At 72.7% G+C, this 22585-nt stretch carries 21 protein-coding genes; 12 read left to right on the top strand and 9 right to left on the bottom strand.

Annotated features, from left to right (window positions below; genetic code table 11):
* Positions 1 to 75: 75 nt before the first annotated feature.
* The 5 genes from ABZ454_RS26210 (at position 76) to ABZ454_RS26190 (ending at position 5992) form a co-directional block, all read left to right on the top strand.
* A complete protein-coding gene (locus ABZ454_RS26210; RefSeq protein WP_359541419.1) occupies positions 76 to 2265 on the top strand; it encodes a hypothetical protein in 2190 nt (729 codons plus the stop codon).
* A gap of 256 nt (positions 2266 to 2521) precedes the next feature.
* Positions 2522 to 3460 (top strand): ABC transporter ATP-binding protein, encoded by a 939-nt coding sequence (locus ABZ454_RS26205; RefSeq protein ID WP_356323656.1) that lies wholly within the window; start codon positions 2522 to 2524, stop codon positions 3458 to 3460.
* Positions 3454 to 4209, top strand: coding sequence for an ABC transporter permease (locus tag ABZ454_RS26200; protein WP_356323658.1), 756 nt, complete (start codon positions 3454 to 3456; stop codon positions 4207 to 4209). The genes ABZ454_RS26205 and ABZ454_RS26200 overlap by 7 nt, the downstream gene beginning before the upstream one ends.
* Positions 4206 to 5384, top strand: a complete 1179-nt coding sequence (locus ABZ454_RS26195; protein ID WP_359541417.1) for a sensor histidine kinase — start codon at positions 4206 to 4208, stop codon at positions 5382 to 5384. Before ABZ454_RS26200 ends, ABZ454_RS26195 begins: the two co-directional genes overlap by 4 nt.
* Positions 5381 to 5992 carry a response regulator transcription factor gene (locus ABZ454_RS26190; RefSeq protein WP_359541414.1) on the top strand — a complete coding sequence of 204 codons (612 nt, stop codon included), beginning with the start codon at positions 5381 to 5383 and terminating at the stop codon, positions 5990 to 5992. Before ABZ454_RS26195 ends, ABZ454_RS26190 begins: the two co-directional genes overlap by 4 nt.
* Positions 5993 to 6149: 157 nt before the next feature.
* Here ABZ454_RS26190 and ABZ454_RS26185 read toward each other — a convergent pair whose 3' ends face one another.
* Both ABZ454_RS26185 and ABZ454_RS26180 read right to left on the bottom strand, forming a co-directional pair.
* Positions 6150 to 6833, bottom strand: a complete 684-nt coding sequence (locus tag ABZ454_RS26185) for a response regulator transcription factor (protein WP_359541412.1) — start codon at positions 6831 to 6833, stop codon at positions 6150 to 6152.
* Positions 6830 to 8059 (bottom strand): sensor histidine kinase, encoded by a 1230-nt coding sequence (locus tag ABZ454_RS26180; RefSeq protein WP_359541409.1) that lies wholly within the window; start codon positions 8057 to 8059, stop codon positions 6830 to 6832. Before ABZ454_RS26180 ends, ABZ454_RS26185 begins: the two co-directional genes overlap by 4 nt.
* 133 nt (positions 8060 to 8192) lie before the next feature.
* Here ABZ454_RS26180 and ABZ454_RS26175 point away from each other — a divergent pair, with 133 nt between their 5' ends.
* The 3 genes from ABZ454_RS26175 (at position 8193) to ABZ454_RS26165 (ending at position 10860) form a co-directional block, all read left to right on the top strand.
* Positions 8193 to 9101, top strand: coding sequence for an ATP-binding cassette domain-containing protein (locus tag ABZ454_RS26175; protein WP_359541407.1), 909 nt, complete (start codon positions 8193 to 8195; stop codon positions 9099 to 9101).
* Positions 9098 to 10027: an ABC transporter permease gene (locus ABZ454_RS26170; protein ID WP_359541405.1), complete on the top strand. Its 930-nt coding sequence runs from the start codon at positions 9098 to 9100 to the stop codon at positions 10025 to 10027. The genes ABZ454_RS26175 and ABZ454_RS26170 overlap by 4 nt, the downstream gene beginning before the upstream one ends.
* Positions 10028 to 10194: 167 nt before the next feature.
* The gene (locus ABZ454_RS26165) at positions 10195 to 10860 is read left to right on the top strand and encodes a methyltransferase domain-containing protein (protein ID WP_359541605.1); all 666 of its coding nucleotides are present in this window, start codon (positions 10195 to 10197) and stop codon (positions 10858 to 10860) included.
* 115 nt (positions 10861 to 10975) lie between these two features.
* Here ABZ454_RS26165 and ABZ454_RS26160 read toward each other — a convergent pair whose 3' ends face one another.
* Positions 10976 to 11533 carry a TetR family transcriptional regulator gene (locus ABZ454_RS26160; RefSeq protein WP_359541403.1) on the bottom strand — a complete coding sequence of 186 codons (558 nt, stop codon included), beginning with the start codon at positions 11531 to 11533 and terminating at the stop codon, positions 10976 to 10978.
* Positions 11534 to 11553: 20 nt separating this feature from the next.
* On the bottom strand, positions 11554 to 12132 hold the full coding sequence (locus ABZ454_RS26155) for a sugar O-acetyltransferase (protein ID WP_356323676.1): 579 nt from the start codon (positions 12130 to 12132) through the stop codon (positions 11554 to 11556).
* An 84-nt stretch (positions 12133 to 12216) separates the two neighbouring features.
* On the opposite strand from ABZ454_RS26155, the gene ABZ454_RS26150 reads away from it, so the two are divergent.
* Positions 12217 to 13425, top strand: coding sequence for an MFS transporter (locus ABZ454_RS26150; RefSeq protein WP_359541399.1), 1209 nt, complete (start codon positions 12217 to 12219; stop codon positions 13423 to 13425).
* A gap of 70 nt (positions 13426 to 13495) precedes the next feature.
* Here the strand turns inward: ABZ454_RS26150 and thrS are convergent, their stop codons facing one another.
* From thrS to ABZ454_RS26135, 3 genes are all read right to left on the bottom strand, one after another.
* Positions 13496 to 14818: a threonine--tRNA ligase gene (gene thrS, locus ABZ454_RS26145; protein WP_359541603.1), complete on the bottom strand. Its 1323-nt coding sequence runs from the start codon at positions 14816 to 14818 to the stop codon at positions 13496 to 13498.
* A 113-nt stretch (positions 14819 to 14931) separates the two neighbouring features.
* Complete coding sequence (locus ABZ454_RS26140; RefSeq protein ID WP_359541397.1) at positions 14932 to 15636, bottom strand: class F sortase; 705 nt, start codon at positions 15634 to 15636, stop codon at positions 14932 to 14934.
* 170 nt (positions 15637 to 15806) lie between these two features.
* Complete coding sequence (locus ABZ454_RS26135) at positions 15807 to 16541, bottom strand: hypothetical protein (RefSeq protein ID WP_359541395.1); 735 nt, start codon at positions 16539 to 16541, stop codon at positions 15807 to 15809.
* A 402-nt stretch (positions 16542 to 16943) separates the two neighbouring features.
* Between ABZ454_RS26135 and ABZ454_RS26130 the strand changes: the two genes are divergently transcribed.
* Entirely contained in the window at positions 16944 to 18965 is a 2022-nt protein-coding gene (locus tag ABZ454_RS26130; protein WP_359541393.1) for a translation factor GTPase family protein, read from the top strand.
* Between the two features lie 38 nt (positions 18966 to 19003).
* Here ABZ454_RS26130 and ABZ454_RS26125 read toward each other — a convergent pair whose 3' ends face one another.
* Together ABZ454_RS26125 and ABZ454_RS26120 are read right to left on the bottom strand one after the other, a co-directional pair.
* Positions 19004 to 19843: a transglutaminase-like domain-containing protein gene (locus ABZ454_RS26125; RefSeq protein WP_356325938.1), complete on the bottom strand. Its 840-nt coding sequence runs from the start codon at positions 19841 to 19843 to the stop codon at positions 19004 to 19006.
* A gap of 4 nt (positions 19844 to 19847) precedes the next feature.
* A complete protein-coding gene (locus ABZ454_RS26120) occupies positions 19848 to 20849 on the bottom strand; it encodes a GNAT family N-acetyltransferase (protein WP_359541390.1) in 1002 nt (333 codons plus the stop codon).
* 117 nt (positions 20850 to 20966) lie between these two features.
* Here ABZ454_RS26120 and fdxA point away from each other — a divergent pair, with 117 nt between their 5' ends.
* Together fdxA and dapC are read left to right on the top strand one after the other, a co-directional pair.
* On the top strand, positions 20967 to 21287 hold the full coding sequence (gene fdxA / locus ABZ454_RS26115; RefSeq protein WP_018956287.1) for a ferredoxin: 321 nt from the start codon (positions 20967 to 20969) through the stop codon (positions 21285 to 21287).
* Positions 21288 to 21407: 120 nt separating this feature from the next.
* Entirely contained in the window at positions 21408 to 22502 is a 1095-nt protein-coding gene (gene dapC, locus ABZ454_RS26110) for a succinyldiaminopimelate transaminase (RefSeq protein WP_359541387.1), read from the top strand.
* Positions 22503 to 22585: the final 83 nt, after the last annotated feature.

Raw genomic sequence — 22585 nt, 5'->3', positions numbered from 1 at the left:
TTCGCGCGCCGAGCCGTCCCCTGGCCTGCGGCACGGGGGAAGTACGGGCGGCGGAGCCAATCGGGAGAACCTGCTTTGAGTCGTGAAACTGACAGTTCGTCCTCCGGACCCCAGGGTCGCGGGGGAGCCGCGTACCCCTCGGGCACGCCGCCGTACGGATCACGCCAGTATCCGTCGCTGCACCCTTCGCAGGACGCCCCGGAGGAGTCCCCGGAGCCTGCGGACCCGCCTCAGCCCGACGAGCCGAGGACCGAGACGACGCTGACGACGCGTATCCGGATCAACATTCCGGGCTCGCGCCCCATCCCGCCGGTCGTCATGCGTACGCCGATGAGCGACGTCGACGGCTCCGGCGGCGAGCGCACCGGCTCCACCCCGCGCCCGGGCGCCCCCGCGTCCAACGGCGTGCAGGCGGTGCCGGCCGCGCCGGGGCCCGAGTCCCGGGAGCCCGCGGGCGCTGCGGAGCCCGCACCCGAGAAGCCGGCCAGGGAGAAGAGCGGCAGCGACTGGTTCGCGCCGCGCAAGGCCCCGGCCGCCGCCCCGGCGGGCGCGTCCGCGAGCACGTCGCCCGGCGGCCCGTCGGGCGACGGTACGGACGGGGCCGGCTTCCGGGCCGACGGTACGGACGGGGCCGGGTTCCCGGCCGGCGGTCCGGGTACCGGTGGTTCCGGCGGTACGAACGGCGCAGGGTTCGCGGCCGGTGGCCCCGGCGGCCGGCCGGACGGCCAGGGCTCCGGCCCGGCCACTCCGCCCGCCGGCGTCCCCCGAGCCGACCTGCCCTACTTCTCCGACGGCCCGCAGCACGGCGGTGATCCGGGCGCGCCCGGTCCCGACGGTTTCGGCGGCGACGGACCCCGTTCCACGCCGAACCTCGGCGTCCGTACACCGGGACCGGCCGGCCCCACCACGGGACCGGCCACCGGCACCTCGGCCCTCACCCCGGACCTCGACGGCCGGGCGCCGTTCGGCCCGGGGCCGGGCGGACCGGCGGGCCCCGGCGGCGCGCAGGGCCCCGGCGCCCCCGGCGGCGTACCGCCGCGGATGTCGGACGACACCGCCGTGCTCACCCCGCAGTTCCCGCCCGGCTTCTCCGGCCCGGGGGACAACGTCTCGGGGGACACGCTGACCAGCGGCATCCCCGTCGTTCCCCCGGAGCACCGCTCCTCGGGCGCGCCCTCGCCCTTCCCGGGTCCCGAGGCGGGCCCGCGGAAGCCGGCGGGCCCCATGGGCACCGGACCGGCCGGGTTCGACGGCCAGGCGCCCAAGCCCGCCGCCCGCACCGCCCCGGAACCCGCGGCGCCGAGCGCCCCGGCGAGGAAGGGCCGCTCCAAGCTGGTCATGCTCTGCGTGGCGGCCGTCTGTCTGCTCGGGGTCGCCTACGGCGCCGGACTGCTGATGAACCACTCCGACGTCCCCAAGGGCACCACCGTCCTCGGCGTCGACATCGGTGGCGGGACCAGGGACGACGCGGTGCAGAAGCTGGACGCCGCGCTCGGTGAGCGGTCCACAGCGCCGCTCCAGTTGTCCGTGGACGGCAAGAAGACGCAGCTCGCGCCCGACAAGGCCGGACTCACCCTGGACAGCCAGGCGACCGTGCGGGCCGCGGCGGGCAGCGACTACAACCCCGTCTCCGTCATCGGCTCCCTCTTCGGCAGCGAGCGCGTCGTCGACCCGGTGATCCCGGTCGACGAGGAGAAGCTCGGGGTCGCGCTGAAGGACCTGGCCGGCGCATCCGGCTCGGCCAGCGACGGCACGATCAAGTTCCTGCCGGGCAAGGCCGTCGCCGTCCCCGGCAAGAAGGGCAAGGCGCTCGACGTCAACCAGTCGATGGTGTCGGTGCGCGACGCCTACCGCGCCCAGGTCGAGACGGGCAAGGCGAACACCGTCCAGCTGCCCGTCACCACCAGCGAACCCACCATCAGCCAGGCCGAACTGGACCGGGCGATGAAGGAGTTCGCGAAGCCCGCGATGTCCGGCCTGATCGTCATCAAGGCGGGCTCGAAGCAGATCCCCTTCGGCCCGGCCAAGTCGCTGCCGAAGATCCTTTCGATGGTGCCGGTCGACGGCAAGCTCGTCGACCACTACGACAAGAAGGCCATCGAAGAGCTCTGCGGAAGCGTCTTCGACGGGATCATGGTCACCAAGGGCGACGGTACGAAGCACCAGGTCGGCCCCGACGACGTGGCCTTCGCCATGAAGGGCGCGCTGCTCGGCAAGACCGAGGCGGAGCGCACCGTCACGATCGACCTCGACGGCAACGGCTGACGCCACCAGCGCCGCACACCACCGCACACCACCGCCCCCGACCGGACTTCCGGCCGGGGGCGGTGGCGTGATCCCCTGTCTGTCTGCCCGCCTGTCTGTCTGCCTGTCTGTCTGCCTGTCTGTCTGCTTGTCCGGTTGTCCGCCTGCCCCTGCCTCTCCGCCCGCCGCCGTCACGCGTACCGCATGACATCTGTCATCCCGGATCCACGACCCGTGACCCTGCCGGGCGCGCCCCCCGTTGCGCCAGGCTGGTCGCATGACAACGACAGCCCCCGAAGTCACCGCGGCGAAGACGGCCGTGGTCAGCTTCGACCAGGTCAGCAAGGCCTACGGAGACGTACGTGCCGTCGACGGGCTCACCCTCGACCTGCACCCCGGCGAGACCGTGGCACTCCTCGGCCCCAACGGAGCCGGCAAGTCCTCCACCCTCGACCTCCTCCTCGGCCTGCGCACCGCCGACTCCGGGACGGTCCGCCTCTTCGGCACGACCCCGCAGGCGGCCATCGCCGCCGGCCGTGTCGGCGCCATGCTGCAGTCCGGTGGTCTGATGGAGGACGTCACCATCGGGGAGCTGGTCGGGCTCGTCTGCGCTCTGCACCCCCGGCCCTACCCGGTGAGCGAGGTGCTGGCCCGCGCCGGCATCGCACCGATCGCCGACCGCATGGTCAACAAGCTCTCCGGCGGCCAGGAACAGCGCGTACGGTTCGCGCTCGCCACCGCCGGGGCCAACGACCTCATCGTGCTCGACGAGCCCACCACCGGGATGGACGTCAGCGCCCGCCAGGCCTTCTGGGCCACCATGCGCGAGCAGGCCGACCAGGGCCGTACCGTGCTGTTCGCCACGCACTACCTCGAAGAGGCCGACGCCATCGCCGACCGCGTCCTGGTCCTGCACAAGGGCCGGATCCTCGCCGACGGCACCGCCGCCGAGATCAAGGCGAGGGCCGGGGCCCGCCGGATCTCCTTCGAGCTGGAGGGCCCGGTCGACGAAGAGGCCCTGCGCGCCCTTCCGTTCCTCTCCAGGCTCGACATCACCGGCCACCGCGTCCGAATCCAGTCGCACGACGCCGACGCCACCGTGCACGCCGTCTACGGCCTGGGTCTCTACCCGCGCGAGCTCGAAGTCGCCGGACTCGGCCTGGAGCAGGCCTTCGTCGCCATCACCGAGGCCGAGGAGGCCAGGACCGCATGCTGAATTTCTTCTCGTGGGCGCTCATCAGGCTCGAAGTGACCCGCACCCTGCGGAACAAGAAGTTCATGTTCTTCTCGGTCATCTACCCGTCGGTGATCTACCTGCTGATCTCCGGCACCCAGAACACCACCGACAAGGTGCCGCACACCGATCTGACCCTGCAGTCCTTCTTCATGGTCTCCATGGCGTCCTTCGGCGCGCTCACCGCCGTCCTGATGGGCAACAGCGAACGCATCGCCAAGGAGCGCGAGAAGGGCTGGGTCCGCCAGCTGAGGCTGACCGCCCTGCCCAGCCGCGGTTACGTGCTGGCGAAGATCGCCGGCGCGGCCATCGTCACGCTGCCCTGCATCGTGGTGGTCTTCCTCGTCGCGGCCTCGGCGAAGCACGTACGGTTCGACCTCTGGCAGTGGTTCGCCCTCACCGGCGTCATCTGGGCCGGCTCGCTGGTGTTCGCCGCGCTCGGGGTCGCCATCGGATACATCGCCAGCGGGGACGCGGTCCGCCCCCTCACGATGATCATCTACTTCGTGCTCTCGATCCTCGGTGGTCTGTGGATGCCGAGCGCGACCTTCCCGCAGTGGCTCCAGAACATCTCCGAGTGGCTGCCCACGCACGCGTACGCTGCACTCGGCCAGGCCGTCGAAATGGGCGGCGCCCCGGACGCCAAGGACGTCGCCATCCTCTGTGTCTACTTCCTGCTCTTCGCGGGCGGCGCCGCCTGGCTCTACCGGAAGGACACCCTGAAAGCGTGAACGAGGACGAGATGCCCGTGGGCATAGGACGCCCGCCCACGGGCGCGAAACAGGCCGGGATCAAGCTCCTGTGGATCGGCATCTGGCTCGCCTTCATGAGTGCGCCGGTCAAGGACCTCGCGGACGGCAACCACACCCCGTGGGCGACCGTGCTCGGCGCGCTCGGCCTGCTGGTCTTCGTCGGCAGCTATCTCGTCCTGGTCTACCGCCACACCTCCAAGGCGCTGGACCCCTTCCGGGTCCGCGCGGCCCTCGTCTTCCTCGGGGCCCTCGCCGTCCTGCTCTCCCTGACGTTCGGCACGTCCTGGCTCGTCCTGTTCGTGTACGTGTCGGTCTCCGTCGGCGCCACCCTGCCGATGCGGACCGCCCGTTGGCTGATCCCCGCCGTCACCGCCGTACTGGTGGGCATCGGGCTGACCGGCGACCACCCCCGCGAGATCATCACGGCCCTGGTCTTCCCCGCGCTCCTCGGCGGTTTCGCGATGTCCGGAGTACGGCAGATGATCCGCACCACGATTCAGCTCCGGGAGGCCCGCGCCACCGTCGCCCAACTCGCCGCCAACGAGGAGCGGCTGCGCCTCGCCCGCGATCTGCACGATCTGCTCGGCCACTCCCTCTCCCTCATCACCCTCAAGAGCGAACTGGCCGGACGGATGCTCCCCGGCCATCCGGAACAGGCGGCCGCGCAGGTCGCCGACATCGAACAGGTCAGCCGCCAGGCCCTCGTGGACGTACGCAGCGCCGTCACCGGATACCGCCGGCCGACCCTCCCCGGCGAACTGGCCGGGGCCAGGACGGCCCTCGCCGCCGCCGGGGTCACCGCCGACATCCCGGCCGAGGCCCCCGAGGACCTGCCGGAGAAGGCGGAGGAGGTGCTCGCGTGGGCGCTGCGGGAAGCCGTCACCAACGTCGTGCGCCACAGCGGCGCCGGGCGCTGCGCGGTCACCCTCGCCCCGCGCCAGACCCTCGACGGACGCGTCCTCGAACTGACCGTCGCCGACGACGGCCGCGGCGCAGCCGGGACGACGCGGGGCAACGGGCTCACGGGCATCACCGAGCGCCTCGCCACGGTCGACGGGACGCTCACCACCCGGGCCACCGACTCCCTCTCGGGCAAGGGCTTCACCGCCGTCCTCAGCGTTCCGCTCGGATCCGGCCTAGGATCCCCGGAATGAGCATGATCAGACTTCTTCTCGCCGAGGACCAGTCCATGGTGCGCGAGGCACTCGCGGCGCTCCTGGGCCTGGAACCCGACATCGAGGTGGTCGCCCAGGTGGCCCGCGGTGACGAGGTGCTGGCCGCGGCCACGGAGCACCAGGTCGACGTGGCCCTCCTCGACATCGAGATGCCCGGCATGACGGGTATCGAGGCGACGGCGGAACTGCGCCGCGCCCTCCCCGGCGTCAAGGTCGTCGTCGTCACCACCTTCGGCCGCCCCGGATATCTGCGCCGCGCGATGGAGTCGGGCGCCGACGCCTTCCTGGTCAAGGACGCGCCGGCCTCCCAACTCGCCGAAGCCGTACGCAAGGTGCTCGCCGGGGAACGCGTCATCGACCCCACCCTCGCGGCCGCCGCCCTCGCCGACGGCGCCAGCCCGCTGACCGAGCGCGAGCGCGATGTGCTGCGCACCGCCGCGGACGGCTCGACCAACGCGGAGATCGCCGCGGCGCTGCACCTGTCCCAGGGCACGGTCCGCAACTACCTCTCCATGGCTATCCAGAAGATGGCGGCGCGCAACCGCGCGGAGGCGGTCCGGATGGCCCGGGAGAAGGGCTGGCTGTAGGGCGACGCGGTCCGCCACGGGAGAAGGGCTGGAGGGCGCCGCGGCCCGCGCGGGCCCCCGCCACGTCTCCGGGTGACAGATCCGCGCGGGCCCCCCGCCGCGTCTCCGAACCCCGAAGCCCGAACCCCGAACCCCGAAGCGCGAACCCCGTACCGCGTCACCGGGTAGCTGACACCAGCCCCGCCTCGTACGCGAGGATGACGAGCTGCACCCGGTCCCGGGCGCCGAGCTTGGCGAGCAGCCGGGTCAGATACGTCTTGGCCGTGGCGACGCTGATCACGAGCCGCTCGGCGATCTCCGTGTTGGACAGTCCGCTGCCGACCAGGACCAGCACCTCGCGCTCCCGGTCGGTGATCGCGGCGAGCGGGCGCCTCGGGGACGCCGAGGCGGGGCGGCCCGCGAACTCCTTGATCAGCCGCCGCGTGACGCCCGGCGCGATCAGCGCGTCACCGGCCGCCACCACCCGGACCGCCGCCAGGATGTCGTCCAGCGCCATGTCCTTCACCAGGAAACCGGCCGCACCGGCGCGCAGCGCGCCGTACACGTAGTCGTCGTCGTCGAACGTGGTCAGGACCACCACATGGGCGGTGACTGGGCCTGCGGCGATCCGTTCGGTGGCCTCGATGCCGTTCAGGCCCGGCATCCGGATGTCCATCACGACGACATCGGGCGCCAGTTCGGCGGTCAGCCGTACCGCCTCGTCGCCCGTCCCCGCCTCGCCGACGACCTCGATGTCGGTGGTCTCGGCCATGACCATGCGCAGCGCCGTGCGCACCAGCGGCTGGTCGTCGGCGAGCACGACGCGGATCGGCCCCGCGACTCCGGGCGGTTGTTCAGTCATGCTGTGCTCCCCGCTGGCGCCGCGAGGGGCACCGGCAGTCGGACCGTCACCCTGAAGCCGCCCTCGGGCTGCGGGGCGGCGCTGAACTCGCCGTGCAGCAGGGCGACCCGCTCCCGTATGCCGACGAGGCGGAACCCCGGCTCCGTGGCGAGGCCCGCGCCCCGGCCCCGGTCGGCGACCTCGATGGCGAGCTCCTCGGAGCCGTACGCGACGGACACCTGACAGGAACCGGTCGCCGCGTGACGGACCACGTTGGTCACCGACTCCTGGATGATGCGGAAGGCCGACAGGTCGATGTCCGGTGGCAGCGGGCGCCGTTCGCCCTGCCAGCGCACCTCGACCCGGACCCCGGCGGCCGTCGTCGCCCGCGCCAGCCGCTCCACGTCCGCGAGGCCCTCCGCGGGACGCAGCGAGGCCGCCCCCCGCTCGGCCCCTTCATGCTCCGGATCCGTCTGACGCAGCGCCCCGAGCATCCGGCGCAGCCCCGACAACGTCTCCCGGCCCGCGGCCTCCACCGCGCTCATCGCCTCCCGCGCGGCGTCCGGCCGGGTGTGCACGACGCGGGCCGCCGCACCCGCCTGGAGGGCGATGATGCCGACACTGTGCGCGACCATGTCGTGCATCTCGCGGGCGATCCGCAACCGCTCCTCGATCACCGCCTGTTCGGCGGCCCGCGCCGCCATGCTCTCGTCGTGCCGGCGCGCCTCGTACGCCGAGCCGCCCACCAGCCAGGCGACGACGGCGGTGAGGGCGACGACCAGCTCCGCCGACGTACCGACGACCCACCCGGCCAGCAACCGCAAGGCCAGGAAGGCCGCGAGGGTTCCGAGAGCCATCAGGAGAGCGAGGAGACCGGTCCGGCGCGACCGGGTGGCGGTGATGAGGTACAGCGCCACATCGGCGGCCAGGAACTGGGCGAGGGGAATCTCCGCCACGCTCAGCGACGTGGTGGCGAGGGCGGCGGCGCCCAGCACCAGCGCCAGGCCTTTCAACGGACGCCGCCCCAACACCACGCAGCCGCCCGCGGCCAGGGCCGTGGCGAGCAGTTGGGTCAGCACACCGTCCCACCGGTAGAACAGGACCCCGGCCCGGACGGACGGCTCGTACTCGCCGGGCAGCCGCGCCCGCACGAGGAAGGTGAGCAGCACGCCCGCGTACCAGGCCAGCGCCACCCACCAGCCCGGCGGCACGCGTTTGAGTCGGGGCAGCGAGGGCGTTGGGGACATGCGCCGATCGTAGCCAGCGCGCCCCGGCCCGGCATCGGGCCACGGTTGTACACCCTCGGTCGACACCGGGCCCCGACAGCTGTCACCGCTGGTCCGACGACACACGGGGGGTGCGGGCAGGAATGTTGAGGGCGTGATCGAAGTCAACGGACTGACCAAGCGATACGGCGCCGCCACCGCCGTCAAGGACCTCACGTTCACCGTACGGCCGGGCGAGGTCACCGGCTTCCTCGGACCCAACGGGGCAGGCAAGACCACCACCCTGCGCATGCTGCTCGGCCTGGTCGAACCGACCGCCGGAACGGCCACCCTGCAGGGCCGGGCGTTCCGCGACCACCCGCGCGGACTGCGGCACGTAGGCGCCCTCCTCGACGCGGGCGACGTCCACGGCGGCCGCACCGCCCGTGCCCACCTCGGGATGCTGGCCCGCAGCAACGACATCCCCCGCGCCCGGGTCGACCGACTGCTGCAGGACGTGGGCCTCGCCGGGGCGGCCCGCCGCCGCATCGGCGGCTTCTCCCTCGGGATGCGCCAACGCCTGGGCATAGCGACCGCGTTGCTCGGGGACCCGCCGGTGCTGCTCTTCGACGAACCGCTCAACGGCCTCGACCCGGAGGGCGTGCTGTGGGTGCGCGGGCTGTTCCGCCGGCTCGCCGCGGAGGGCCGCACCGTGTTCGTCTCCAGCCACCTGATGACCGAGATGGAGCACACCGCCGACCGGCTCGTCGTCATCGGCCGCGGCGAACTCATCGCGGCCGAGAGCCTGACCGCGTTCGCCGCCCGGGGCTCCCGTCTCAGCGTGACCGTACGCACCCCCGACACCACCGCCCTGACCCCGCTGCTCACCGCCGAGGGCGCCGAGGTGGTCCCGGACGGGGACCGGCTCACGGTCACCGGGCTCACCGCCGCCCGCATCGGTGAACTCGCCCTGCACCACCGCGTCCTGCTCCACGAACTCACCACGCTCGGAGCCTCGCTGGAGGAGGCGTTCATGGAACTCACCGCGGACAGCGTCGAATACCTCGCAGGAGACCCCCGATGACCCCCCGGACGACCACGCCCTCGGCCACGCCCACGCCCTCGGCCACGCCCACGCCCTCGGCCACGCCCACGCCCACGCCCTCGGCCACGACCGCGCCCCCCGCCCGGGTGACGGACGACGGACCCCGCGCCCGCTTCGGCGACCTTGTGGCCGCCGAGTGGCTCAAGACGCGGTCGCTGCGCTCCACCCCCTGGATGTACGCGCTCACCGCGTTGGCCGTCATCGCGTTCAACGCCGGCACGGCCTACGACCACTACAAGTACTGGTACCAGTACGACGAGCACGGCCGCGAGTCCTTCATCGCCAACGGCTCGCCGCTCATGGACGCCTTCACGGGGAACGCCGCCATGGTGATGGTGCTGGCCGTCGCCGCGATCGGTGCCGTGTCGATCACCGGCGAGTACGGCACCGGTCTGATCCGCACCATGTTCAGCGCCGTGCCGGCCCGCCGCTCGCTGATGGCCGCCAAGGCCCTCGTCCTCACCGTGGTCACCACCGTCTTCGGCGCCTTCGTCGCACTGGCCTCGTTCGCCTCGACGCAGGCGATCCTCTCCGGCCGGGACGCCTCCATATCCCTCGCGTACCCCGGAGCCGTGCGCCTCGTCGTGGCCTCCGCACTCCTGGCGCCGGTGGCCGCCCTCGCGGGCCTGGCGATCGGCTCGGTGATCCGCCACACCGGGGGCTCCGTCATCGGGTGCGTGGTGGTGCTGCTCCTGCTCCCGATGGTCCTCAGCGACCGCCGTCACCTGACGGCGGTGCTCCAGCACACGCTGCCCTTCAGCGCGTGGGAGCGGCTGTCGGCCTCGGATCTCCATGCGGCCGTCCTCTTCCCGTGGACGGTCTCCGGAGCCTGGACGGTCTACGCGCTCTGGGCGCTGCTGGCGAGCACGGTCGCGGTGTTCGCGGTGCACCGCCGCGACCAGTGACGCCCAGGCCGAGGCACGCCGGGCGCCGAGGCCTCCAGGGCCCCCTCGGGTGCGTCGGGCGAGTCGGGTGCGTCGGAAGAGTCGGGCGAGTCGGGTGAGTCGGGGGCCGTACGTACGAGCGGATGTGAGGCGGGGCCGACGGTCTAGGGTCGTGCGGTGTGACGGACATCGCCAAGCTGACAGCGACCAGGGCCTACTACGACACCGTGGCCGACGGCTATGCCGAGCGGGTGCCGGGCGCCTTCGCGCGGGACGTGTGGGGACGCGCCATGCTCGGCGCGTTCGCCGAGGAGGTGCGGGCCGACGGCGGGCTGCCCGTCGTCGACCTCGGGTGCGGACCGGGGCATGTGACGGCTCATCTGGCCGCGCTCGGCCTCTCCGTGTCCGGCGTGGACCTGTCGCCGCGCATGGTGGACATCGCCCGGCGGAGCCACCCGGAGCTGCGGTTCGACGTGGGATCGATGAGTGCTCTGGATCTGCCGGACGGGGGGCTGGGAGGAGCCGTCGCCTGGTGGTCGGTCATGCATACGCCGCCGGACCTGCTGCCCGTCCTGTTCGCCGAGTTCCACCGGGTGCTGGCCCCCGGAGGGCGGCTGCTGCTCGGATTCCACGCCGGCGACGATCAGCCCCACACGGGCCGCACACGCGACGACGGCGTGTCCTACGACATCCACCTGCTCTCGCCCGACCGGGTCGGCGAGCTGATGGAAGGGGCCGGGTTCACCGTCACCGCCCGGATGTCCGGCGAGGGCGACACCTGGCCATGGGCCTGTCTGGCGGGCCGGCGGGCCGCCGCCGTCACCGCTCCCCGCGCGGCCGCCGCCGGTTCCTGACCGCCTCGGACAGGTCCGCTCCCGCTGCGTGAGCCGTGTGAGCGGGCGGATCTCGGGAGTGACCTGGCCGGCACCTCCGTCAGGTGGGGTGCCGGCCAGGGGTTGCGGGGGCGCGTCAGGAACGCGCGTCGTGGGCCCGGGTGATGCGGGCGATCGCCTCGACGGTCAGGGCCCGGTCGTGGGGCTCCGTCTCCAGGGCACGGTGGATGGACAGGCCTTCGATCAGCGCGTCCAGCTGGCGGGCCGTCGCCGGGTCGAAGTGCCACTCCAGGGCGACGCGGCTGCGGCGCATCCACTCCCGGGTCAGCTCCCGGTAGGCGGGCTTGCGGGCGGCGAGGGTGTACAGCTCGTGGGTGAGGACGAGCTCGCGCTGGTTGCCGCCGGACAGGTGGTGGACCAGGTCGGCGACCGCCTCCCGGGCCTCGTCGGGCGTGCCGGCGGCGCCGAGACGCTCCTCGAACACGGCGACGATGCTGCTGGAGAAGCGGATGAACGCCTCCCGCAGCAGCTCGTCCATGCCGCCGAAGTGGTACGTCATCGAGCCGAGCGGCACACCGGCCCGGGCGGCGACCTTACGGTGCGACGTCCCGGCGACCCCCTCCTCCGCGATCAGGTCGAGCGCGGCGGTGATGATGCGCTCCCGCCGCTCGGGGTCGTTCTGTCCGGTCGCCACGGTGTTTCCCTCTCTGCGGCCTAGATGGAGCGGATCACCCGGGCCGGGTTGCCGACCGCGACCACGTTGGCGGGCACGTCCTTGGTGACGACGGCGCCCGCGCCGATGACGCTGTTGTCCCCGATGGTCACCCCGGCCAGCACGATCGCGCCGCCGCCCAGCCAGACATTGTCGCCGATCGTGATCGGCATCGCCGCCTCCAGCTTGTCCCGGCGCGGCTCCGGATCCACCGGGTGGGTGGGGGTGAGCAACTGGACGTTCGGCCCGATCTGGCAGTCGCGGCCGATGGTGATCGGGGCCACGTCCAGCGCGGTGAGGTTGTAGTTGATGAACGTGTCCTCGCCGACCGTGATGTACGTGCCGTAGTCGACGTACAGCGGCGGCCGGATGTGCGCACCGGCGCCGACACCGCCCAGGAGCTCGGCGACGACCGGCTGTGCGGCGTCGGGGTCCTCGGCATAGGCCGCCAGATAGCGGGCGGCGAGCCGCACGGCGCGCCGCTGGGCCTCCACGATCGTGGGGTCGTCGGCGATGTAGAGGTCCCCGGCGAGCATCCGCTCGTGGTTCGTACGCGGGTCTCCCGCGAAGTGGTCCGTCATGAGTACGATCGTACACTCCAGGGCGTACGATCGTACGCTCCTGTGCGTTTCCTTCTCCGATCCGTCTGCTGAGGCCCCGCTGTCATGGATGCCGCTACGCGCCGCTGGCGCGCCGCCCTGTTCCTCTTCATGCTCGCCGCCGGCACCGGTATGGCCTCGTGGGTGGCCCGCACCCCGGCCGTCCGGGACGGTCTCGACGTGTCCACCGGCACGATGGGCCTGGTGCTCTTCGGGGTGTCCACCGGTTCGATGGCCGGGGTCACGGCCTCCGGCCCGTTCGTGCGCCGCTACGGGGGCCGCACGACGATCAGTGTCGGTGCGACGCTGATCGTCGCGGGGCTGCTGGTCGTCGCCGCCGGCACGAGCCTGTCGCTGGCGGTCGTGGTCTTCTGCGGACTGGCCCTGTTCGGCGGCGGGATGGGTCTGGCCGAAGTCGCCTTCAACATCGAGGGCGCGGCCGTCGAAAGCGTCATCGGGCGGCCCGTCCTGCCCGTGCTGCACGGCTGCTTCAGTCTGGGCACCGTCGTCGGGGCGCTGCTGGGCATGGTGCTGACCGCCGCCGCGTTCCCCGTCGGCTGGCACCTGGCGGCCGTCGCGGTGCTCATAGCCGCCGCCGGTCTGCGGGCGGTCCTGTCCCTCCCGCACGGCACGGGGAAGGAGGCGGCCTCGGACCACTCCTCGGGGCAGGGCGGATGGCGGGGGCAGCTGCGGGTGTGGCGGGACCGGCGACTCGCCCTCATCGGGGTGATCGTGCTGGCCATGGCCTTCGCGGAGGGCGCCGCCAACGACTGGCTGCCGCTGCTCATGGTGGACGGGTACGACGTGAGCGCCACCGCGGGGTCGCTGACCTTCCTGGTCTTCGCCTCCTCGATGACGCTCGGCCGTTTCGCCGGCGGACCGTTCCTGAAGCGCTTCGGCAGTGTTCAGGTCGTCCGGATCAGCGCGGTCCTCGCCGCGCTGGGCCTGGCCGTGGTGATCGTCGCGCCGAGCCCGGTGATGGCGGGCGCCGCCACGGTGCTGTGGGGGCTGGGCGCGTCACTCGGTTTCCCGGTCACCGTGTCCGCGGCGGGAGACCACCCGCACGACGCGGTGGCCCGGGTCGCCGCGGTCTCCACCGCGGGGTACGTCGCCTTCCTCGTCGGCCCGCCGGCGCTCGGTTTCCTCGCCGACCACATCGGCCTCCGGCTCACGATGACCGTCGTCCTCGCCCTGCTGATCGTCGCGTCCACGCTGGCCGGCGCGCTCGGCGCCGGCCGCCGCACCGACGCGGATCCGGTGCCGGTCACGCCGTAGACCGCGCGCCCGGGACGCAGGCCGCGACGACGTACGTGCCGACGGCGGCCGGCGCGCGGCGGCCCAGCGTTCACGCCGGAGGGGCCGCCTCGTCCCACAGCCCGGTGCTGTGAGCGGAGACCAGCGCCCCGATCCGCGCGAGAACCTCCGCGACCGGCAGCGGATCGAGACGGCGGCCGTCCCGCAGGCGCAGCGCCACCCGGCCGTCCACCGCCTCCGCCGCGCCGATGACCGCCTGGTACGGCACCAGGCGGGCCTCACGGATCCTGGCCCCCAGACTGCCGCGCTCCCGGCCGCTGACCTCCGCACGCAGCCCGAGGGCGGCGCACCGCCCGGCCAGGACCTCGGCGTCCGGCAGTTCGGCGTCCGAGACGGGCAGGATCACCATCTGGACCGGGGAGAGCCAGGCGGGGAACGCGCCGCCGTGCTGCTCGACGAGATGGGCGACGGCCCGCTCCACGCTGCCGATGATGCTGCGGTGCACCATGACCGGCCGGTGCTTCGCCCCGTCCGCGCCGATGTAGTGCAGACCGAACCGCTCCGGCTGGTGGAAGTCGACCTGGACGGTCGACAGGGTCGACTCGCGGCCCGCGGCGTCGGCGACCTGGACGTCGACCTTCGGTCCGTAGAACGCCGCTTCCCCCTCGACCGCCTCGTACGGCAGGCCGGACGCGTCGAGGACCTCGGTCAGCAGGGCGGTCGAGCGGCGCCACATCTCCGGCGCGGCGACGTACTTCCCGCCCGGCCCCGGCAACGAGAGCCGGAAGCGGGCCGGGCGGATGCCGAGTGCCCCGTACGCCCGGCGGATCATGTCCAGGGCGGCCCGCGCCTCCCCGGCGACCTGGTCCAGGGTGCAGAAGACATGGGCGTCGTTCAGCTGGATGGCGCGTACCCGGGTCAGGCCGCCGAGCACCCCGGACAGCTCGGAGCGGTACATGCCGCCCAGCTCGGCCATCCGCAGCGGCAGCTCACGGTAACTGTGCGCACGGGAGCGGTAGATGACCGCGTGGTGCGGGCACAGGCTGGGCCGCAGCACGACCTGTTCGCCGCCCAGGTCCATCGGCGGGAACATGTCGTCGCTGTAGTGCGACCAGTGCCCCGAGACCTCGTACAGCTCCCGCTTGCCTAGCACCGGCGAGTACACGTGCCGGTAGCCCGCCAGCCGCTCGGCGGTGCGGATGTACTCCTCCAGGGTGTGCCGCAGCACGGCGCCGTCCGGCAGCCAGTACGGAAGGCCCGCACCGATCAGCGGGTCGGTGTCGAACAGTTCCAGCTCGCGGCCGAGCCTGCGGTGGTCGTGCATGGCGGTCTCCTCGCGTACGAAGGGCGAGTGACCGCAGGCGAAAGCCCCGGGGCACTCGCCCCGGGGCTTTTCGGACTGGTCGGCAGTCAGCGCGCCGGGACACTCTCCGGCGTCGTCGTCATGTCAGCGCGCTTCATGCGGGGGACGCTAGCAGCGGCCCGGACCCCGGCGCACGGGGATTTCCACCGGGCGGGCGCGGCGGCTCATTCCGTCCGGGCCGATGTGAGGTGCGCGAACGCGACGACGTTGTCCTCGTAGTCCTTGGCCTTCTTGTCGTAGTTGCCCCCGCACGTGATCAGACGCAACTGGGCGTCCGGGGTGTCGGCGTAGACCCGCTTGTCCGGGAACTGCGCCTTGCTGAACGTCTCGACGGTGTCGACCTCGAACCTGGCCACCGTGCCGTCCGTACGCGTGATGTCGACCGTCGCTCCGGGGCGCAGGAACTGCAGCTGGAGGAAGACGGCCGGCCCGGTCGTCGTGTCCACGTGGCCCGCCACGATCGCCGCGCCGCGCTCGCCGGGTGTCGCGCCGCCCTGGAACCAGCCGACCAGGTTCATGTCGTTCGGAGGAGGGGCGTCCAGGCGGCCGGAGGACCCGATCGACAGCGGGACGAAGGGGGCGTCCACCGCGATCGAAGGGATCTTGAGCCGGGTCGGGACGGAACGGGACAGCAGCGGCGCCTGGCTGGAGCTGGGCGAGGCCTGCCGTGGGACGGCGGCGCCCGGCGAGGAGGCGGAGGCCGCGGGCGGGGCGGGCGGTTTGTCGTCGGCCGAGGACCCGATGGAGTTGTAGATGAGGAGCATGCCGAGCCCGGCCACCGCGGCGGGCCAGAGCAGTGCGCGGCCGAGCGTGACGGTGTCGGAGGCAGTCCGGGAGGAGGTGGAACCGGGCGACTGCGGGGCGGCCATGGAAGCGTGCCTTTCATCCGTGAGGCGGGACGGGGCGGGTCCTCCCCGTCCGGACCGGCCCGGGCCGCGCGACCCGGCCCGGCCCGATCCGGACGGGGACCCAGGGGGAAAACGAAGGCGCCGCGGCCGCCGTCCGGAGGGACGGCGGCCGCGACAGTGGTGCGGCCTGGTCAGGCAGCCGCGCCACCCGACGCCTGACGGCGGCGCACCTTGTACGCGCCGACACCGACACCACCGAGGAGCAGCAGCGAACCGGCCGCCAGACCGCCACCGGTCACGGCCATCGCGCCGCCGCCGGTGTGCATGCCGCCACTGGGCTTGTCCTTCTGCCAGCCCTCGCTGCTCTCCTTCTCGGAGCTGTCGCTCTTCCCGCCCTTCTCGCTCTTCTCGCCCTTCTCGGACTTGTCGGTCTTGCCGCCCTCGTCGTCGGGCTGCCATTCCTTGTTGACGGTCAGCGACATTGCGCCGCCACCGGTGTGCATGCCGCCGCTGGGCCTGTCCTCGTCCTCGTCCTTGCCCTTGCCACCCTCGTCGTCGGGCTGCCATTCCTTGTTGACGGTCAGCGACATGGCACCGCCGCCGGTGTGCATGCCGCCGTTGGGCTTGTCCTTCTTCCAGTCCTCGTCGTCCGACGTGCCGTGCTCGTCCTCGTAGCCGGTGACCGTCCTGGCCAGGGCGCCGCCGCCGGTGTGGACGCCGCCGTTGGGCTTGTCCTTCTCCCAGCCGCCGTCCTCGCTGCTGGAGGACGAACCGCTGTCCTTCTTCCAGCCGCCGTCCTCGCTGCTGGAGGACGAGCCGCTGTCGTGCTCCCGGTCGCCGGCCGTCATGGCGTAGGCGGAGGGAGCGGTGATCGTGAGGACCGCTGTGACGGCGGCCGTTGCGAACAGGGTGCGGGCAGAGCGCATCTGAACACGTTTCCTTTCGTCGCGACTGCGACGGGTGACGGGCTGTCGACCCGGAGTGGCGCAGTGGCTACGTGCACCACCGTCAGCCGGGAGCCCGGAGCGCGCCATCGGAGAGACCCGCACGGGAGCGACGGCATGGGCTCATCGAGTGGCGAAGAGGGGAAAACCACCCGTTGGACGGTATGGCGCGCCGGGGCGAGGTTTGGCCGCCGCGTCCCTCGTTCGCTGACGGATCCTCACCGTGCGCCTCGGCGCACGGCGTCCCCGTAAATGCGTTGCACCGCCGGCCGGCCCGCTGCTGTACTCGTCGCATCAGCCGACAGGACCAGGAGACATCGATGCGCCGATCTCACATGTTCGTTCAGCCGGGAATTCACCCCACCCCTGAGAACATGGAGTTCTGTGCACACGCTCAATCTAGGCATTCTGGCGCATGTCGATGCCGGTAAGACGAGCCTGACCGAGCGGCTGCTTTACACCGCCGGAATCATCGACGAGATCGGCCGCGTCGACGACGGGAACACGCAGACCGATTCCCTCGCGCTCGAACGGCAGCGCGGCATCACGATCAAGTCCGCAGTCGTCTCGTTCGCCCTCGACGACGTCACCGTCAACCTGATCGACACGCCCGGTCACCCCGACTTCATCGCCGAGGTGGAACGGGTGCTGAACGTGCTCGACGGCGCGGTGCTGGTCGTCTCCGCCGTGGAGGGCGTGCAGGCCCAGACCCGCGTGCTGATGCGGACCCTCCAGCGCCTGCGCATCCCCACGCTCATCTTCGTGAACAAGACCGACCGGGCGGGCGCCCGGTACGCGCAGGTGCTGCGCGACATCACGGAGAGGCTCACGCCGCACGCCGTCACGATGGGGCCGGCCGTCACCGGACTCGGGACCCGAGACGCCCTGAGCGGGGCGTACGCCGACGGCGACCCCCGGCTGACGAGCCGGCTGACGGACCTGCTCACCGAGCACGACGACGCCCTGCTGGCCGCGTACGTCGACGACGGCGGGGCACTCGACCCCGCCCGCCTCCTTGCGGAACTCGCCGCGCAGACCGAGCGGGCCCTCGTCCACCCCGTGTACTTCGGCTCGGCCGTCACGGGCGACGGCATCACCGCCCTGACCGGCGGGATCAAGGAGTTGCTGCCCGCGGCCGGGGACGACGCGGACGGGCCGGTCTCCGGCACCGTCTTCAAGGTCGAACGCGGCCGGGCCGGCGAGAAGCTCGCCTGGGTCCGGATGTTCTCGGGGACCGTGCGCACCCGCGACCGGCTGGAGTTCGGGCAGGGCCCCGGCGCCGCCTCCGAGGGCAAGGTGACCGGCATCCGGGTCTTCGCCGGCGGGACGGACGTCGACGTCCCTTCGGCGGGTCCGGGGCAGATCGTGAAGCTCCGAGGGCTCGGCGACATCCGGATCGGCGACGCGGTCGGCGACACCCGTGCGGTGGGCACCGGGCACCACTTCGCCCCGCCGACGCTGGAATCCGTGGTGGTGCCCGTCCCGCCCGCCTCCCGGGGGGAACTGCACGGCGCGCTCGCCCAGCTCGCCGAGCAGGATCCCCTGATCAATCTGCGGCAGGACGACATGCGCAAGGAAATCTCCGTATCGCTCTACGGCGAAGTGCAGAAAGAAGTCATCCAGGCGACGCTCGCGGACGCGTTCGGAATCGGCGTCACTTTCCGCGAGAGCACGACCATCTGCCTGGAGAGGCCGTCCGGGACGGGGTCCGCTCTGGAAATCATCGACAAGGACGACAACCCGTTTCTCGCGACGGTCGGGCTGCGCGTCGATCCCGCCCCGCCCGGCAGCGGCGTGGCCTACCGGCTGGAGGTGGAGCTCGGCTCGATGCCGTACTCCCTGATGAGGGCGGTCGAGGAGACCGTCGTCGCCACGCTCGGACAGGGCCTGTACGGCTGGCGCGTCACCGACTGCACGGTCACGATGACGCACTCCGGCTACTGGCCCCGCCAGAGCCACTCGCACGCCGTGTTCGACAAGTCGATGTCGAGCACCGCCGGGGACTTCCGCAACCTGACCCCGCTGGTCCTGATGGCCGCGCTCCGACAGGCCGGCACCACCGTCCACGAGCCGATGCACCGCTTCCGGGCGGAGCTCCCCGCCGACACGCTCGGACCGCTCCTGCCGGCCCTCGCCCACCTGCGGGCCGTCCCGGGCCCCCCGTCCGTCGACGGCTCCCGCTGCGTGCTCGAGGGCGAGATCCCGGCAGCCGGGGTGCACGCACTCCAGCAGCGCCTGCCGGGGCTGACCCGGGGCGAAGGAGTGCTGGAGACCGCCTTCGCCTCCCACCGCCCCGTCAGCGGCCCCGTCCCGCAGCGCTCCCGCACCGACCACAACCCCCTCGACCGGAAGGAGTACCTGCTGCACACGGTGAGGCGGACCGGCAGCGGCGGGGGCCTGGCATGACCGCGTCCCGCCGGCGCGTGCCCCGCGCCGGCGGGACGTCAGTTCAGCATCGCCCTGGCCGCCCGCGCGCTCCCGCGCACCGTCTCCGCGGCGGCCGGGTCGACGTCCGCGATCACCCGCGCGTACTCCTCCATCTCCGCCGCCCCGCGCAGGAACTCCCCGCCTCGGACCAGCAGCTGGGCCCGCTCGTAGCGCAGCCGGGCCGGGTGCGACGGCAGGAGCAGGGACAGCTCCACCGCCCACAGCGCCACGTCGTTGCGTTCCGGGCGGGCCGCCGCCCACGCCCGGATGTTGTTCAGGATCCGCAGCACGATCTCCAGCGGCCGGGCCGGTACCAGCATCGACGGTTCGAGCGGTTCCCCGGTCGCGCCCGCCACCAGCAGTTCCGCGTCCTGGTCCGTCAGGGGCCGGCCGCCGGCGAACGGGTCGGCCAGCACCCGCTCCGCCGGATCCCCGAAACCGACCACGAAGTGGCCCGGCAGCGCCACCCCGTACACCGGGGCGCCCGCCCGCCGCGCCACCTCGATCCACACCACCGACAGCAGGATCGGCAGCCCGCGCCGCCGCCGCAGCACCTCGTGCAGCAGCGACGACTCCAGCCGCTGGTAGTCCGCCGACGTGCCCATGAATCCGCACCGCTCGCCGAGCAGTCCGGCCAGCGCCGACGCCCAGGCACGGCCGCCGCGCAGACCGTACGGCAGGAGACCCGCGAGCCGGTCCAGTTCGATCTGCGCGGCGTCGGTCCCGTCCCCGTCCAGCGCGGGATCGGCCTCCGCGCCCAGCAGCAGGCACAGCAGCGCGAGATCCGGCCGCTCCGCCCGCGCCTCCTCGGCGAACCGGCGGCGCAGCTCGTCCTCGCCGGGCCTTCCCGGGGCCATCGCGCTACGCCGCCCGGAAGTGGTGGTACAGGTGATGGGTCGCGAAGCCCACACCGTCGTACAGTCCACGGGCCCCGTCGTTGTCCGCCTCCACCTGGAGCCACGCGGCCGACGCGCCCTCGTCCATCGCCTGCCGGGCCAGCGCGGTCATCACGGTGGTGGCGAGCCCCTTCCTGCGGTGCTCCGGAGCCACCTCGACGGCCATGAAGCCGGCCCAGCGTCCGTCCACGACACAGCGCCCGATCGCGGCGGGAGCCTCGTCCCCGGCGTCGCCCGGCACGGTCGCGAACCACACCGACGGGCCCCTGCCCAGCACCGCGGCCACGTGCGGGCCGGGCGTCTCGAAGCGCTGGTACCGGGCGAGCCATGAGTCGTCCACCGTGCGGCTCAGCCGGACCCGCGACACCTCGGCCGCCAGATCACCGATCGGGGCCAGCGACGCGATCCGCACCTCCGCCGTCACCTCGCGCCGCCACCCGTGACCCTCCAGCGCCGCGCACAGCTCCTCCTGCGTGCCCTCGGCGCCGGTCGCGGTCTGGATGTAGGCCGGCAGCCCCCGGTCGGCGTACCACTGCCTGACCCGCCCGAGCGCCGCGTCGAGCGGCACGCCCGGGTCGCCGAGCGGAAGGACGGAGTTGGCCCGCCGGGTGAAACCCCCGGCGGCGCGCAGCAGCCAGTCGCCGAGCGGTTCGCTCTCCACGGGCTGCCAGGCGCGCGCGCACACCGGGGCGAGCTCGCCGAAGGACGCCGCGGGGCCGTGTCGGCGGGCCGGGGCGGCCGGTACGACCTTGCCCGCCACCAGGGCGGATTCCGCGATCCGCACGGACTCGCCGCTCTTGGGTGTGACCGACAGCACACCCATGTTCCAGGATGTGAGAACACCGACCGTGTCGGTGAATTTCGGACCCTGGGGACCGTCCTCGGTCAGCCGCCGGACCGATACCCGTTTACCCACGTCAGCCGGTGCAATTCGGACCTCCAGCCGTCCGCCCATGGTGAATTCCACAGCTCTGTCCGCCCCTCCTGTTCGGATCGTGCCCCGGAACGGAGATACTAGGTGCGGGCATCGACGACGCCGCGCTCCCGCGCGAGAGCCAACGCCCTACCGAGGAGGAACGACAGCGTGACCTACGTCATCGCGCAGCCTTGTGTCGACGTAAAGGACAAGGCCTGCATCGAAGAGTGCCCCGTCGACTGTATCTACGAGGGCCAGCGGTCCTTGTACATCCACCCGGACGAATGCGTCGACTGTGGAGCCTGTGAGCCGGTCTGCCCGGTCGAGGCGATCTTCTACGAGGACGACACCCCGGAGGAGTGGAAGGACTACTACAAGGCGAACGTCGAGTTCTTCGACGACCTCGGGTCGCCGGGTGGTGCCTCCAAGCTGGGTCTGATCGAGCGCGACCACGCGTTCATCGCCGCGCTGCCGCCGCAGAACCAGTAGCAGCGCCCCGGCACGTGCGTCGCCCCGGTCCCGTACGGCTCGTCACCGTGCGGGACCGAGGTGTTTCCCCCGCCGGCACCGTGCCGCCCGCGTGAACCCCGTACGAGAAAGCAGAGATCCGTGTCCGCAGTCTCCTCCCGCCTCCCGGTCTTTCCCTGGGACAGGCTCGTGCCCTACAAGTCGACGGCCGAGGGCCACCCGGACGGCATCGTGGACCTGTCCGTCGGCACGCCCGTCGACCCGGTGCCCGAGCTGATCCAGCAGGCCCTCGTCGCCGCGGCGGACAGCCCCGGCTATCCGACGGTGTGGGGGACGACCGCTCTGCGCGACGCCCTCACCGGCTGGGTGGAGCGCCGCCTGGGCGCGGTCGCGGTGACGCACCGGAACGTGCTGCCCGTCGTCGGCTCCAAGGAGCTGGTGGCCTGGCTGCCGACCCAGCTCGGCCTCGGCGCCGGCGACAAGGTCGCCTACCCGCGGCTCGCCTACCCGACGTACGAGGTCGGCGCCCGGCTCTGCGGCGCCGAGCCCGTCGCCTACGACGACCCCACCGCACTCGACCCCACCGGCCTGAAGCTCCTCTGGCTCAACTCGCCGTCCAACCCGACCGGCCGGGTCCTCGCCAAGGACGAGCTGACCCGGATCGTCGCCTGGGCGCGCGAGCACGACGTGCTGGTCTTCAGCGACGAGTGCTACCTGGAGCTGGGCTGGGAGGCCGAACCGGTCTCCGTGCTCCACCCGGACGTCTGCGGCGGTACGTACGAGGGCGTCGTGGCCGTCCACTCGCTCTCCAAGCGCTCCAACCTCGCCGGCTACCGCGCCGCCTTCATCGCGGGCGACGCGGACGTGCTGAGCGAGCTGCTGCTGATCCGCAAGCACGGCGGGATGATGACGGCCGCCCCCGTCCAGGCGGCGACCGTCGCGGCGCTCGGCGACGACACGCACGTGGCCGAGCAGCGCACCCGCTACGCCGACCGTCGCGCCGCCCTGCGGACCGCGCTGGAGGCCCACGGCTTCCGGATCGAGCACAGCGAGGCGAGCCTCTACCTGTGGGCGACCCGCGACGAGCCGTGCTGGGACACCGTGGCCTACCTGGCCGAGCTGGGCATCCTGGTGGCGCCCGGGGACTTCTACGGGCCGGCCGGCGACCGCTTCGTCCGCGTGGCGTTCACGGCGACCGACGAACGGGTGGCGGCCGCGGTCAAGCGGCTGGGCTGAGCCGGCCGGGACACGCGCGAGGGGCCTCGGGAGTGCGCACTCCCGAGGCCCCGCCCGCGGGGCAGTCAGGACGGGCCGCGGGG

Source organism: Streptomyces sp. NPDC005803 (assembly GCF_040630435.1).
In the GTDB taxonomy this organism is placed as follows: domain Bacteria; phylum Actinomycetota; class Actinomycetes; order Streptomycetales; family Streptomycetaceae; genus Streptomyces.
The sequence above is the reverse complement of the archived record's forward strand: the minus strand, read 5'-3'. Positions and strand labels throughout refer to the sequence as shown.

Excerpts from the sequence above, each read along its gene's own strand:
- ABZ454_RS26205 (WP_356323656.1), top strand. The coding sequence starts at position 2,522 with ATGACAACGACAGCCCCCGAAGTCACCGCGGCGAAGACGGCCGTGGTC.
- ABZ454_RS26200 (WP_356323658.1), top strand. The coding sequence starts at position 3,454 with ATGCTGAATTTCTTCTCGTGGGCGCTCATCAGGCTCGAAGTGACCCGC.
- ABZ454_RS26190 (WP_359541414.1), top strand. The coding sequence starts at position 5,381 with ATGAGCATGATCAGACTTCTTCTCGCCGAGGACCAGTCCATGGTGCGC.
- ABZ454_RS26185 (WP_359541412.1), bottom strand. The coding sequence starts at position 6,833 with ATGACTGAACAACCGCCCGGAGTCGCGGGGCCGATCCGCGTCGTGCTC.
- ABZ454_RS26180 (WP_359541409.1), bottom strand. The coding sequence starts at position 8,059 with ATGTCCCCAACGCCCTCGCTGCCCCGACTCAAACGCGTGCCGCCGGGC.
- ABZ454_RS26170 (WP_359541405.1), top strand. The coding sequence starts at position 9,098 with ATGACCCCCCGGACGACCACGCCCTCGGCCACGCCCACGCCCTCGGCC.
- ABZ454_RS26155 (WP_356323676.1), bottom strand. The coding sequence starts at position 12,132 with ATGACGGACCACTTCGCGGGAGACCCGCGTACGAACCACGAGCGGATG.
- ABZ454_RS26150 (WP_359541399.1), top strand. The coding sequence starts at position 12,217 with ATGGATGCCGCTACGCGCCGCTGGCGCGCCGCCCTGTTCCTCTTCATG.
- ABZ454_RS26140 (WP_359541397.1), bottom strand. The coding sequence starts at position 15,636 with ATGGCCGCCCCGCAGTCGCCCGGTTCCACCTCCTCCCGGACTGCCTCC.
- ABZ454_RS26135 (WP_359541395.1), bottom strand. The coding sequence starts at position 16,541 with ATGCGCTCTGCCCGCACCCTGTTCGCAACGGCCGCCGTCACAGCGGTC.
- ABZ454_RS26125 (WP_356325938.1), bottom strand. The coding sequence starts at position 19,843 with ATGGCCCCGGGAAGGCCCGGCGAGGACGAGCTGCGCCGCCGGTTCGCC.